The 12,639-nt window shown below is 72.2% G+C and carries 10 protein-coding genes and 1 pseudogene; 1 reads left to right on the top strand and 10 read right to left on the bottom strand.

Annotated features, from left to right (window positions below):
• The 9 genes from ACYF6T_RS39525 to ACYF6T_RS39485 all read right to left on the bottom strand — a co-directional run.
• The coding region (locus ACYF6T_RS39525) for a fumarate reductase/succinate dehydrogenase flavoprotein subunit (RefSeq protein ID WP_461702788.1) at positions 1-1,792 on the bottom strand (1,792 nt) is incomplete at its 3' end.
• A gap of 11 nt (positions 1,793-1,803) precedes the next feature.
• Positions 1,804-2,598, bottom strand: a complete 795-nt coding sequence (locus ACYF6T_RS39520; RefSeq protein WP_461702787.1) for an ABC transporter ATP-binding protein — start codon at positions 2,596-2,598, stop codon at positions 1,804-1,806.
• A complete protein-coding gene (locus ACYF6T_RS39515; RefSeq protein WP_461702785.1) occupies positions 2,582-3,511 on the bottom strand; it encodes an ABC transporter permease in 930 nt (309 codons plus the stop codon). The genes ACYF6T_RS39520 and ACYF6T_RS39515 overlap by 17 nt, the downstream gene beginning before the upstream one ends.
• Positions 3,508-4,854: an ABC transporter substrate-binding protein gene (locus ACYF6T_RS39510; RefSeq protein WP_461702784.1), complete on the bottom strand. Its 1,347-nt coding sequence runs from the start codon at positions 4,852-4,854 to the stop codon at positions 3,508-3,510. Before ACYF6T_RS39510 ends, ACYF6T_RS39515 begins: the two co-directional genes overlap by 4 nt.
• A 14-nt stretch (positions 4,855-4,868) precedes the next feature.
• Entirely contained in the window at positions 4,869-5,096 is a 228-nt protein-coding gene (locus tag ACYF6T_RS39505) for a 4Fe-4S dicluster domain-containing protein (protein ID WP_016437651.1), read from the bottom strand.
• Positions 5,097-5,129: 33 nt separating this feature from the next.
• A complete protein-coding gene (locus ACYF6T_RS39500) occupies positions 5,130-5,918 on the bottom strand; it encodes a GntR family transcriptional regulator (protein ID WP_461702781.1) in 789 nt (262 codons plus the stop codon).
• A gap of 161 nt (positions 5,919-6,079) precedes the next feature.
• A complete protein-coding gene (locus tag ACYF6T_RS39495) occupies positions 6,080-6,643 on the bottom strand; it encodes a winged helix-turn-helix domain-containing protein (protein WP_461702780.1) in 564 nt (187 codons plus the stop codon).
• 370 nt (positions 6,644-7,013) lie between these two features.
• A complete protein-coding gene (gene metX / locus ACYF6T_RS39490) occupies positions 7,014-8,165 on the bottom strand; it encodes a homoserine O-acetyltransferase MetX (RefSeq protein ID WP_461702794.1) in 1,152 nt (383 codons plus the stop codon).
• The gene (locus ACYF6T_RS39485) at positions 8,162-9,523 is read right to left on the bottom strand and encodes a bifunctional o-acetylhomoserine/o-acetylserine sulfhydrylase (RefSeq protein WP_461702778.1); all 1,362 of its coding nucleotides are present in this window, start codon (positions 9,521-9,523) and stop codon (positions 8,162-8,164) included. Before ACYF6T_RS39485 ends, metX begins: the two co-directional genes overlap by 4 nt.
• 525 nt (positions 9,524-10,048) lie before the next feature.
• Here ACYF6T_RS39485 and ACYF6T_RS39480 point away from each other — a divergent pair.
• Positions 10,049-11,164, top strand: coding sequence for a lipid II:glycine glycyltransferase FemX (locus ACYF6T_RS39480; protein WP_461702793.1), 1,116 nt, complete (start codon positions 10,049-10,051; stop codon positions 11,162-11,164).
• A gap of 102 nt (positions 11,165-11,266) precedes the next feature.
• Here the strand turns inward: ACYF6T_RS39480 and ACYF6T_RS39475 are convergent.
• Positions 11,267-12,610 (bottom strand): annotated as a pseudogene (locus ACYF6T_RS39475) (UDP-N-acetylmuramoyl-tripeptide--D-alanyl-D-alanine ligase).
• Positions 12,611-12,639: the final 29 nt, after the last annotated feature.

Here is a 12,639-nt window from a genome sequence, read left to right as displayed (position 1 = left end):
CCCCGGCCGTCGCCACGGGCTCGGGGTGCACCTCGCCGAGGTGGCGGGAGGGGCCGCCGGCCGGGGTGAAGCCGTCGACCGGGACCAGGTAGGGAGCCACCGGACGGGCCCTGAACTCCATGGCGCCGGAAGGGGACTTGTACAGGTCGAGGTGGTGGAACCAGGACGTGTCGTCGCGCCGGGGGTGGTCGACGCGGTCGTGGTAGAGGCCCCAGCGGGACTCGGTGCGGGCCAGGGAGGCGCGGGCGGCCATCTCCGCGCAGTCGCGGATGAAGGTGACCTCGGCGCAGCGCATGAGTTCGTGCGGGGTCCGGGCGCCCATCGCGGCGATGTCGTCCCGCATCCGCTCGAAGGCTTCCAAAGCCAACGACAGTCGCGCGCCGGACTTCGGCGGGGCCACGTAGTCGTTGACGAAGCGGCGCAGTTTGTACTCGACCTGCGGTTGCGGTGGGCCGTCGGGGTTGCGCAGCGGGCGGTAGATCAGCTCGTGCGCCTCGCGCAGCTGGTCGAGGGGCAACTCGCCGTCGTAGGAGCGGTATGAGGAGGCGTCCGCGCCGGCCAGATCCCCGAAGACGAACGCGCCGATCATGTAGTTGTGCGGCACGCAGGCCAGGTCGCCGGCCGCGTACAGGCGGGGGACGGTCGTGCGGGCGTGGTCGTCGACCCGTACGCCCGAGGCCGAGTGGCCGCCGCACAGGCCGATCTCCGAGATGTGCATCTCGACGTCGTGGGTGCGGTAGTCGTGGCCCCGCCCGGCGTGGAACGTGCCGCGCGTCGGGCGCTCGGTCGAGTGCAGGATGGACTCCAGAGCCGAGATCGACTCCTCGGGAAGGTGGCTCAGCTTCAGGTAGACCGGGCCCCGCTCGCCGGCGATCTCGGCCGCGAACTCGGCCATCATCTGGCCGGACCAGTAGTCGGAGTCGACGAAGCGTTCGCCGTGCCGGTTGACCTGGTAGCCGCCGAAGGGATTGGCGACATACGCGCAGGCGGGGCCGTTGTAGTCCTTGATCAGCGGGTTGATCTGGAAGCACTCGATGCCGGTGAGCTCGGCGCCCGCGTGGTAGGCCATGGCGTAGCCGTCGCCCGCGTTGGTGGGATTCTCGTAGGTGCCGTAGAGGTAGCCGGAGGCGGGCAGGCCCAGGCGGCCGCAGGCGCCGGTCGCCAGGATCACGGCGCCCGCGCGCACCACCACGAACGCGCCCGTGCGCGTGTGGAACCCGACCGCCCCCACGGCCCGCCCCTCGGCGGTGAGCACGCGCACCGGCATCACCCGGTTCTCGATGCGGATCCGCTCGCGCATCTCGCGCCGCCGCAACTGCCGGTACAGGACCTTCTTGACGTCCTTGCCCTCCGGCATCGGCAGCACGTAGGAGCCGGAGCGGTGGACCTGGCGCACCGCGTACTCGCCGTGCTCGTCCTTCTCGAACTTCACACCGTACGACTCCAGCCGCTGCACCATGGCGAAGCCGCGGGCGGCGGTCTGGCGGACGATGAACTGGTCGACGATGCCGTCGTTGGCGCGGGTGATCTCGGCGACGTAGTCGTCCGGTTCGGCGCGGCCGGGGATGACGGCGTTGTTGACGCCGTCCATGCCCATCGCCAGGGCGCCGGAGTGACGGACGTGGGCCTTCTCCAGCAGCAGGACGTTCGCGCCGTGCTCGGCGGCGGTCAGGGCGGCCATGGTGCCGGCGGTGCCGCCGCCGATGACGAGGACGTCGCAGGACAGTTCCTCGGCGTCGGCGAGGGCGGGGATCGGCAGGGGCTCGGAGGGGGTGTGGGTGCGGGGGTTCACCGGGGTGCCTTTCACGTGCCGAGCGAGGTGAGGACGTCGCGGCGCAGGGCGGCGCGGGCCGGGTCGTCGTGGGCCGTACGGTCGCGGGGACGCGGTACGTCCCGTACGGCGAGCAGGCGGCCGGCGCCGAGCAGGGCGACGCGGTCGCCGAGGAAGAGGGCCTCGTCCACGTCGTGGGTGACGAAGACGACGGTCGCGCCGGTGCCGTGCAGCACCTCCACCAGCAGGTCCTGCATGCCGGCGCGGGTCTGGGCGTCGAGGGCGCCGAATGGCTCGTCCATCAGGACGGCGTGCGGACGGCCGGCCAGGGCGCGGGCCAACTGGGCGCGCTGGCGCTGCCCGCCGGAGACCCGGTGGGGCAACTGGCGGGCGTGGTCGGCGAGTCCGACGCGGGCCAGCCACTCCTCGGCCTGCATACGGCGCTCGGAGCGGGCGACGCGGCGAATGGCCAGGGGGAGTTCGACGTTGGCGCGCAGGGTGCGCCAGGGCAGCAGGGCGTCCTCCTGGAAGATCAGGGCGCGTTCGGCCGAGGGGCCGGTCAGGGGATGGCCGTCCTGGTCGATCTCCCCTGCCAGCGGCGGCAGCAGGCCCGCCAGACTGCGCAGCAGGGTCGACTTGCCGCATCCGGAGGGGCCGACGACGGTGAGGATCTCGCCGCGCGCGATGTCGAGGTCGACATCGGCCAGGACGGGTGCGTCGGGGCGGCCGAGCGTGGCGGCGCGCAGGGTGAGCCGGGTGCCGCGTACGGACGACGGCGCCTGGTGCACCGTGCGTGGTTCGGGCCTGGTGTCAGACGAGGTGCTCATCGCGTGCCTTCCTGGTGTCGGAGGGCTGTTCGGCGCGTACGGCGGGGGCAGGCCGGGCGGTCCGGCGCGTGCGCGGTGCCGCCGGCCGGGTTCCGGGGGCGTACGAGGTGCGGGGCAGCCAGCGGGTCAGACGTCGGCCGAGCAGTTCGACGGCCGTGGAGGTGAGCCAGCCGAGGACGCCGATGGTGACCATGCCGACGAAGACGCCGGGGTAGTTGACGATCGTGTAGTCCTGCCAGGTGCGGTAGCCGACGCCGTACTGGCCGGAGATCATCTCGGCGGAGATCACGCAGATCCACGAGACGCCGATGCCGACCGACAGGCCGCCGAAGATGCCCGGCAGCGCGCCCGGCAGCACGACCGAGCCGAGGACGCGCCACCGGCCGCCGCCCATCGTCAGCACGGCCTCCTCCCACACGGGGGTCAGGGCCCGGACGGCGTGCCGGGTGGAGACCAGGACCGGGAAGAAGGCCGCGGTGCAGGTGATGAAGACGATGCCCTGTTCGTTGGAGGGGAAGAGGAGGATCGCCACGGGCACCAGGGCGATCGCCGGGATCGGGCGGACCACTTCCAGCAGGGGCCCCAGCAGGTCCTCGGCCAGTCGGGAGCGGGCCACGAGCACGCCGACCGCCACGCCCAGCGCCGCCGCCAGCAGGAAGCCGGTGACGATGCGGGTCAGGCTGTCGGTGAGGTCCGTCCAGTAGTCCGCCCCGGCCAGGCGGTCGGCGAAGGCGTGGGCGACGTCGGTGACGGTGGGGAACTGCGAGAAGCGCAGCCACAGGTCGACGTCCATGCTGGTCAGCACCTGCCACACGCCGAGGGCGGCGGCGACGGCGCCCACCCGCAGCGCGTACCGGCCCACCGGTGGCACTGGCCGCCGGTAGCGGCCGGCTCGGGGTGCGGGGCGGCTCATGCGGCACGCTCCAGGGCTTCGGCGTAACTGATGACGCGGGCGCCGCCGTGGGCGGAGAGGTACGCCTGCGCGGTCGCCGGTGCGACGAACGGCAGGAGCTGCCGGCCATCGGCCACCCACACCGCCTTGTCGGCGAACCAGAGGGTGCCGGTGGTGGCGTCCGGTACGTAGGCGGCGCGGATGCCGTCGGAGTGGGCGGAGACGTAAGTCAGCAGCTGCGCGGGGGACTTGAAGGACTTGGTCTGCTCGGCGCCCTTGGGCCACACCTCGCTCGCGGCGGCGGGCGGGGTGGCGGTGAGCTGCTGCGCGTACGAGGCGCCGAGGGCCTTCTTCACGTACTGGTCGTCGACGAAGGCGTCCACGTCGATGTCGCCGGTCAGCTTCGCCGCCTTCAGGACCGACACGTCCTGCTTGAGCGCGGAGACGAGCTGCGGCTTGACGGCCGGGTCGAAGGTGGAGATGCCGTGGGCGCCGTTGTAGAGGTAGACGACCTCGGCGGGCAGGCCGGTGGCCTTGGCGACCTTCTCGGCGGCGGCCACCGGATGGGCGGTGAGGTAGTCGGTGGCCTCGGCCTGGGCCTTGAGGAAGGCCTCCAGCACGGCCGGGCGGCTCTTGGCGAAGTCCTCGCGGGCGGTGACGCCGTGGAAGGTGGGCAGGTTCAGCTGGGCGCCGTCGTAGAGGGCCTTCGCCTTGCCCTGGTAGGCGAGCAGGCCGGGCCAGGCGACGAACTGCGACAGCGCGTCCGCGCTGCCCGCGGTCAGGGCCGACGCGCCCACGGCGGGCTGCTGGTTGAGCTTCTCGATGCCGTGCTCGGGGTCGATGCCGGCCCGCTGCAGGGCCCGTACGAGGGTGCCGTCGGCGGCGGAGCCGACGCTGGTGGAGACCTTCTTGCCCTTGAGGTCCGTCAGGGAGGTGAGCTGGGAGTCGGGGGCGGTGACGATGGTGTTGAGGCCGCCGCGGAGGTTGTAGCCGGTGACGGAGACCAGGTGGTTGGGGTTGTTCAGCTGCTTGCCGCGGGCGGCGTTGATCAGCAGCGGGAAGTCGCCCATCGACCCGATGTCGATCTTCCCGGCGGTCATCTGGGCGGTGATGGGGGCGCCGGTGGCGTAGTCCTGCCAGTCGACCTTGTAGGTGTGGCCGTCGTGGAGGGAGTTCAGCTGCTTCTCGAAGGAGCCGAGGGAGCGCAGGAGGGTTCCCGCGGTGACCGTGTTGATGGTCTTGGACTGGTAGCCGACGGTGATCGTGACGGTGGAGCCGTCCGAGCCGGCCGCGGCGCTGCCGCCGCAGGCGGTGAGCGGGGCGAGGAGCAGGGCGGCGGCTGCGGCAAGTGGGGTGCGTTTCATGGGAGTCGGGCCTTTCACCGGAGCAGGTAGGGCATGTTCACCGTCACGGCTCCGGTGGGACAGCGGGCCGCGCACGGGCCGCAGTACCAGCACTCGTCGACATGCATGTACGCCTTGCCGCTGCTGTCGTCGATGGCGAGGGAGTCCAGCGGGCACATGTCCACGCAGAGGGTGCAGCCGTCGATGCACTTCGACTCGTCAATGGTGACGGGCACGTCGGCCCGCTGGGGCGCCAAGGGCATGGCTGTCTCCAGGAATGTGCGCGAGCGGGGTGGTTACAGGAAGCGGTGCAGCAGACCGCTCATCGAGATGCGGTCGCCGCGGAAGCGGATGAACTCCAGGTCGACGGGTCGCCCGTCGGCGAGGTGGGTGAGGCGTTCCAGCATGAGGACGGCCGCGCCGTGCGGTGCCTGCAGTACGGCGGCGGAGTGGGCGTCGGCGTTCACCGCCTCGAGGCTGATCTCGGCGTGACCGAGAGGGGTGCCGGTGAGGGTCTCCAGGAGCCGGAAGATGTCCGTGTTCTCCAGGTCCTCGCAGAGCAGCGCGGTGCCGATGTCGAGGGGGATGTACGTCAGGTCGAGGGACAGCGGCAGGCCGTTGAGCCGGCGCAGACGCTCGATGTAGAGGACGTCGGCGCCGGGCGGGACGTGCAGGCGGTCGGCCACCGGGGACGGCGCGGGGACGGGGCCCACGGTGCGGACCTCGTTGGTGACGCGGCCGTGTTCGCGCAGGGTTTCCGCGAGGCCCATCAGGCGGTCGAGTCCGTGGGGGTACTTCCGGGCCACGACGACCGTGCCGACACCGGGGTGGCGTTCGACCAGGCCCTCGGCGCGCAGGAGGTCGAGGGCCTGGCGGACGGTGTTGCGGGAGGCGCTGTAGTCCGCGGCGAGGATCGTCTCGTGCGGAAGCGCGCCCTCCGGGAACCGCCCGGCCAGGAGCTGGTGCCGGAGCAGGTCGGCGAGCTGGCGGGCCCGGTCCGCACGCAGCCGTCGCCGCGCACGGTGGGCGGCGACGGTGGTCGAGCCCTGGCCGGCGTGGTCTCGGACGCGGTCGGTGGGTGACATGGATCGAACCATACTTATCTGATGGGAAAAGCGGTGTTGCTGGAGTGTTGCGCCACCTGACGCAGCACCAGGCGACCGTCAGACCAGGGGTTTCGTGGCGCTGGCGGGGAGATCTGCCAGCACCCGGGACCAGGGTCCGGACGGTTGGTTCCTCGGCCCTCTCAGGGGGCGGGCACGTACTTGTACCCCACGCGTCGGACTGTGGCGATCCGCTGCCGGTGGGCCGGGCCCAGCTTCCGGCGCAGACGGGCGATGTGCACGTCGACGGTGCGTCCGTCTCCCAGGTGGGTGTGCCCCCACACGTGCTGGACCAGCTCTTCGCGTGTGTGGACGCGCTGCGGCTCCGTCACGAGCCGAGCCAGCAGGGCGAACTCCAGGTAGGTGAGGTCGAGTTCCTCTCCCTCCAGTTCGGCGACATGGCGCTCGGCATCGATACGGATCGGGCCACCGGCCGGGACCGGCCGGTCCGGGATGCGCGATACGAGGAGTGCGGCGTCGGAGGCGATCCGGTGGATGGGTGGCCGCAGTCCTGCCTCGGCGAACAGGGCGCCCGGATCGACGCCCTCGGGAAGGAACACCAGATAGCCGACGAGTGGTGATCCGTCGTCAGGAGGTGTGTGCTCCCTCCTCTCCTCTTGTGTGTCTTCGTGCACCAGTCGCAGGCGACGAGGGGTGGCCGGCGAGGTGTGGGGTCGAGTGGCGTGAGGCGGGGGTGCGGACGTCATCGGTGTGGTTCCTTCCCGGCGTACGGGGAGCTGTCGCTGGGCAACCGGTGCGGCTACGGCTCGGCCGTCTGCCGGACCCGCGAGTCGAAGGGGGAGTGAGGAGGCGGCGACCAGGTGTGCCACCGGGCGCCGGTCGCGTTGCTAGCCGCGCCGGCAGACGGCGCTGGCCACTCGACGGAAGTCGACGTGCCGGCGGCGTACGAGGGGCTGCTGCGCGCGGGACATGGCCCCATGGTGGGCGGGCGCCACAACAGCGTCAACGTTCTCTACTAAATCGATAGGGATAGTGGGAAAGCTCACTGGGCCGGGTCGCCGGAGTCGATCGTCGACGCCGGACCACCGCTTCGTCCGGCGCGGCATCCGGCGCCGACTATCCGATGAGCTCGCTCACGAGTGCGGCGACTTGTTCCACTTCGATGAGGAAGCCGTCGTGGCCGTACGGGGACTCCACCACCCGCACGTGGTCGGCTGCCGGTATCCCGGCCGCCAACTCCGCCTGCTGGGACAGCGGATAGAGGCGGTCCGAGTCGACGCCCGCGACGAGGGTCCGGGCCGTCACACGGCTCAGGGCGGCGCGCGTACCGCCCCGGCCGCGACCGATGTCGTGCGTGTTCATCGCCTGCGCGAGGGCGACGTAGCTGCCTGCGTCGAAGCGGCGTACGAGCTTGGCGGCGTGGTGGTCGAGGTAGGACTCCACCTGGTACCGGCCGCCGTTCCAGGGATCCTCCGCGCCCTGCGGTGTGCGGCCGAAGCGGGCCTGCAGCTCCGGTTCGCTGCGGTAGGTGACGTGGGCCAGGCGGCGGGCCAGGCCGAGGCCCGCGTGCGGGCCGAGTCCGGGGCCGGCGTCGTGGTAGTCGCCGCCGCGCCAGTGCGGGTCGCTGCGGACGGCATGGAGCTGGATGTCCGCCCAGGCGATCTGCTCCGCGCTCGCCGCGGCCGTCGTGGCGAGCACCAGCAGCGCCTGTGTCCGTCCCGGACGCGACACGGCCCATTCCAGCGCCCGCATCCCGCCCATCGACCCGCCGACGACCAGCGCCCAGCGGTCGATGCCCAGCGCGTCGGCCAGACCCGCCTCGGCCGCCACCTGGTCGCGCTGTGTCAGGAAGGGGAAGCGGCTGCCCCAGTGGCGTCCGTCCGGAGCGAGGGACGCCGGTCCGGTGCTGCCCTGGCAGCCGCCGAGCACGTTCGCAGCCACGACGAACCAGCGGTCGGTGTCGAGGGCGCGTCCCGGGCCGACGAGCCCGTCCCACCAACCGGGGGTGGGGTGACCGGGCTCGGCGGGGCCGGCGACGTGGCTGTCGCCGGTCAGGGCGTGCAGGACCAGCACGGCGTTGGAGCGGTCGGCGGCGAGCCGCCCCCAGGTCTCGAACGCGAGCCGCACGCCCGGGAGTTCGCCGCCCGCCTCCAGGGGAAGCGGTGTGTCCCGCTCGTACCACTGGCGACGCCCGGGCGGGTCCCCCTCCCGCCAGGCCCCGGAGGCCGGCGGGAGGGGGACCTCGGACGGCGTCAGTACGGTGTTCAGGACGCGGCCTTCGCCGCGCGGAACCCCGCCTCCAGGTCGGCCTTGAGGTCGGCGAGGTTCTCGAGGCCGACCGACAGGCGCACCAGGCCGGGGGAGGTGCCGGTGGCCGCCAGCTGATCCGCGTCGAGCTGGCTGTGCGTGGTGGACGCCGGGTGGATGATCAGGCTGCGCACATCACCGATGTTGGCGAGGTGACTGAACAGCTCCACGGCGTCCACGAACCGCTTGCCCGCCTCCACACCGTCGCGCAGCTCGAACGAGACCACGGCACCGGCACCGTTCGGCAGGTACGTCCGCCCTGCCTGGTACCACTTGCTGGAGCGAAGCCCCGGGTAGTGGACGGCGGCGACCTCGTCCCGTCCTTCCAGCCATTCGGCCAGGGCCTGGGCGTTGGCGGAGTGCCGCTCGATGCGGAGGCTGAGCGTCTCGACGCCCTGCAGGAGCAGGAACGCGGAGTGCGGGGAGAGGGCCGGTCCGAGGTCGCGCAGCAGCTGCACCCGGAGCTTGACGGCGAAGGCGCCCGGGCCGAGCGCCGGCCAGTACCGCAGCCCGTGGTAGCTGGGGTCGGGCTCCGTGAAGTCCGGGAACCGCTCGGCGTGCGCCCCGAAGTCGAAGGTGCCGCCGTCGACGACCACACCCGCGATGGCCGTGCCGTGCCCGCCCAGGAACTTGGTCGCGGAGTGCACGACGATGTCCGCGCCGTGCTCGACGGGCGGCAGGAGATACGGCGTCGGGACCGTGTTGTCCACGATCAGCGGCAGGCCGGCCGTGTGTGCCACGTCGGCGACCGCCCGCACGTCGAGCACGTTGCCGCGCGGGTTGCCCAGCGTCTCCGCGAACAACGCCTTGGTGTTCGGCCGGATCGCCGCCCGCCAGGCGTCGAGGTCGTCCGGGTCGTCCACGAACGACACCTCGATGCCCAGCTTCGGCAGTGTGTGCCGGAACAGGTTGTACGTGCCGCCGTACAGCGACGTACTGGAGACGATGTGGTCGCCGGAGCCTGCGAGGGTGAGGATCGCCAGCGTCTCCGCCGCCTGCCCGGAGGACAGCGCCACGGCCGCCACCCCGCCCTCCAGGGCGGCGATGCGCTGCTCGAAGACGTCCTGGGTGGGGTTGTGGATGCGGGTGTAGATGTTGCCGGGCTCGGCCAGCGAGAACAGGTCGGCGGCGTGCCGGGTGTCCCGGAAGACGAACGACGTCGTCTGGTAGATCGGCGTCGCCCGGGCGCCGGTCGTCGGGTCGGGGGCCGCGCCGGCGTGGATCTGCTTGGTCTCGAACGACCACGCCGAGGTGTCGGGCCCGGCGGGTGTGTCCTCGGGGGTGTGGCCTGCGGTGACGGAGTCGATGGGCTGGCTCATGGTGGTGCTCCCTTGTGCGGAAGGCGGAAATGCCCGTGGTGCGGGGGACGGGAGGGCCCTCGGTGGTGAGGGGACATGGAAGGCCCGAAGGAACGACAGGGGGTGACGGCAGCGCCCGGCGTGCGGGCGGTCGTCAGCCCTGTGCGGAGGAAGAACAGAAGGGGTGGAGACCGGAGCGCGGACTCAGCTCACGGCAGGACAACACGCGGTGGTGACACGCCCGTAGTCAACGTGGCGGCGGGTCACGAGCACGGTCATGGAGCCAGATAACCACATGGGACCGGCACCGCACCAGCATGCCGGGCGTCGGCACGTATCGTCGGCGTATCGAAAACCGCATACGCGCCGGCAACACCGCGCCACCTTGACTGTGGCCATGTCCCCGAGCCGATCAGTCCGAGCAGCGGCCTTGAGCCGCTCGCACCCAGGGCGCGACAGCGCGCCATCCGTGAACCCCGTTGGGGGGACGGCGCATTGACAAGCCGAAGCGTTCCCCTTCGAGGAAGCAGCGCCGGGGCAGCGAGTCTGCGCGTCACCCCCATCAGCGCTGCCGAGCACCTGGCGTTCGTGCGGGCACAGCGGTCGGTCAGCTTCCTGCAGACCCCGGCCTGGGGCCGCGTCAAGACCGAGTGGCGCAGCGAGTGTCTGGGCTGGTTCGACGGCGGGCGACTGGTCGGCGCCGGACTCGTCCTGCACCGCCCGGTGCCGCGGCTGGAGCGCTTCACACTGGCCTACCTGCCGGACGGCCCGGTCATCGACTGGACCGGCGAGATCGACAGGTGGCTCGATCCGCTGGCGGCCCACCTCAAATCCCGCGGTGCCTTCGCGATCCGCATCGGTCCGCCGGTGCGCACCAGCACCTGGAGCGCCGCCCAGGTCAAGGAAGGCATCGCCGACCCGGCCGTGAAACGGCTCACCGACATGTCCGGCCGGTGGGCCGACCCGGTCGGCGCCCGCGTGACCAGCCGGCTGCGGGACGCGGGCTGGCTGCCGCAGAGTCCCGAGGACGGCTTCGGGGTCGGGCATCCGCAGTTCAGGTACGAGCTCCCGCTGGCCGGCCGGACCGAGGAGCACCTGCTCAAGGGCATGAACCAACAGTGGCGGCGCAACATCAAGAAGGCGGACAGGGAAGGCGTCGAGGTCACCACCGGCGACGATGCGAAGGACCTCCGCGCCTTTCACGACCTCTACGTCCACACCGCCGAACGCGACCGCTTCACCCCCCGCCCACTGGGCTACTTCGAGACCATGGTCGCGGCGCTGCGCGCCGAGGATCCTGAGCGGATCAAGCTCTACCTGGCCCGCCATCGGGGCGACCTGGTCGCGGCCACCATCCTGGTCCGCGTCGGTACCCACGCGTGGTACTCCTACGGCGCCTCCTCCACCGAGAAGCGTGAGGTGCGCGGCTCCAACGCCTGCCAGTGGGCGATGATCCGCGACTCACTGGCGGCCGGCTGCGACGTGTACGACCTGCGGGGCATCACCCCGACGCTCGACGCCGACGACCCACACGTCGGGCTGATCCGGTTCAAGGCCGGCACAGGCGGTCAGGCGGTGCGCTACGTCGGCGAGTGGGACCTGCCCTTGCGGCCGATGGTCTATCGCGCTTTCGATCTCTACATGAAGCGTCGCGGGCGCTGACCGCGTGCCGCAGGGCGGCGGGCGGCAGCTGGGGGCTGTCGCCTGCCTGGGGGCGTCCGGCGGGGCAACGCGGTTTCCTTCCCGTCGACCGCCTCCGGCGCCCTACGTGAGCGCGGCGGCCACCTCGTCCAGGCGGGCCCCGCGCGAGGCCTTGACCAACACCACGTCGCCGGGCGCGAGTTGGCCGCCCAGCCAGTCGACGGCCGCGTCGTTGTCGGTCAGCGTCACCGCTCGACCGTCCGCGCCGTCGGCGATCGCCCGGGCGCCTTCGCCGACCACGGCCACGACGTCGGCCCGGCCGGCGGCGTAGGTCCCCACGGCGCGGTGCTCGTCGTCACTGGCGTCACCGAGTTCGAGCATCTCGCCCAGGACGGCGATGCGGCGGCCGCCCTCCATCGCCGCCAGCGCGTCCAGGGCGGCGCGTGTGGAGTCGGGGTTGGCGTTGTAGGAGTCGTTGAGCAGCGTCACGCCGCCGGGGAGGTGGTGCACCTCCATGCGCCACCTCGACAGCGGGGCGGTGGCCAGAGCCGCCGTGGCCAGGTCCAGCGGTACGCCGGCCGCCAGGGCCGCGGCCACGGCGGCCGAGGCGTTGAGCGCCTGGTGGGCTCCTACGTGCGGCAGGGCGACGGCGGCCGAGGCAGCGGGGGTCCGCAGGGTGAACGACGGCCGGCCGAGCCGGTCCAGCGTCAGGTCGAGGACGCGTACGTCGGCGTGGTCCGCCCGGCCGAAGGTCAGCACGGGGTTGTCGGTGAGGGCGCGCATGGCGACCACGCGGGGATCGTCGGCGTTGAGGACGGCGGTTCCCCCGGGCGTCAGTCCGCGCACCAGCTCGCCCTTGGCCCGGGCGATGGCCGCGCGTGAACCGAACTAGCCGAGGTGGGCCTGGCCGACGTTGAGGACGACCGCGATGTCGGGCGCGACCAGGCCGGTGAGCGCGGCGATGTCGCCGACGTGGCGGGCTCCCATCTCCAGGACGAGGTACCGGGTGGTCGCGTCGGCGCGCAGCATGGTGAGCGGCACGCCGAGCTCGTTGTTGAGGGAACCGATGGTGGCGATGGTCGGCGCCGTGCTCGACAGCACGGCCGCCAGCAGGTCCTTGGTGCCGGTCTTGCCCTGGGACCCGGTCAGTCCGACCACGGTCATCCCGTCGCGCAGGCGGGCGACGACCTCGGTGGCGAGCGCCTGCAGCGCGGCCTGCGTGTCGTGGACGACAACGGTCGGCAGCGGTGTGCGCCGGGAGCCGAGCACGGCCACCGCTCCGGCGCGGCCGGCCTGGCCGGCGTAGTCGTGGCCGTCGGCGTGCTCTCCGGCGAACGCCACGAAAAGGCCGCCCGGTTCGGCCCGCCGGCCGTCGAGGACGGCCGGCGCGGTCACGGTCACCGTGTCGTCGCCCTCGACCGTGCCATCCACGATCGCGGCGATCTCGCGGAGAGCGAGCGGGATCATGACCGGGTGGCGCGGGAAGCGCCGGAGGG

The sequence above is a fragment of the Streptomyces sp. 7R007 genome, from assembly GCF_054850255.1.
This window is presented reverse-complemented; position numbering and strand designations above follow the sequence as displayed.

Excerpts from the sequence above, each read along its gene's own strand:
- ACYF6T_RS39510 (WP_461702784.1), bottom strand. The coding sequence starts at position 4,854 with ATGAAACGCACCCCACTTGCCGCAGCCGCCGCCCTGCTCCTCGCCCCG.
- ACYF6T_RS39495 (WP_461702780.1), bottom strand. The coding sequence starts at position 6,643 with ATGACGTCCGCACCCCCGCCTCACGCCACTCGACCCCACACCTCGCCG.
- ACYF6T_RS39500 (WP_461702781.1), bottom strand. The coding sequence starts at position 5,918 with ATGTCACCCACCGACCGCGTCCGAGACCACGCCGGCCAGGGCTCGACC.
- ACYF6T_RS39505 (WP_016437651.1), bottom strand. The coding sequence starts at position 5,096 with ATGCCCTTGGCGCCCCAGCGGGCCGACGTGCCCGTCACCATTGACGAG.
- ACYF6T_RS39485 (WP_461702778.1), bottom strand. The coding sequence starts at position 9,523 with ATGAGCCAGCCCATCGACTCCGTCACCGCAGGCCACACCCCCGAGGAC.
- ACYF6T_RS39515 (WP_461702785.1), bottom strand. The coding sequence starts at position 3,511 with ATGAGCCGCCCCGCACCCCGAGCCGGCCGCTACCGGCGGCCAGTGCCA.
- ACYF6T_RS39520 (WP_461702787.1), bottom strand. The coding sequence starts at position 2,598 with ATGAGCACCTCGTCTGACACCAGGCCCGAACCACGCACGGTGCACCAG.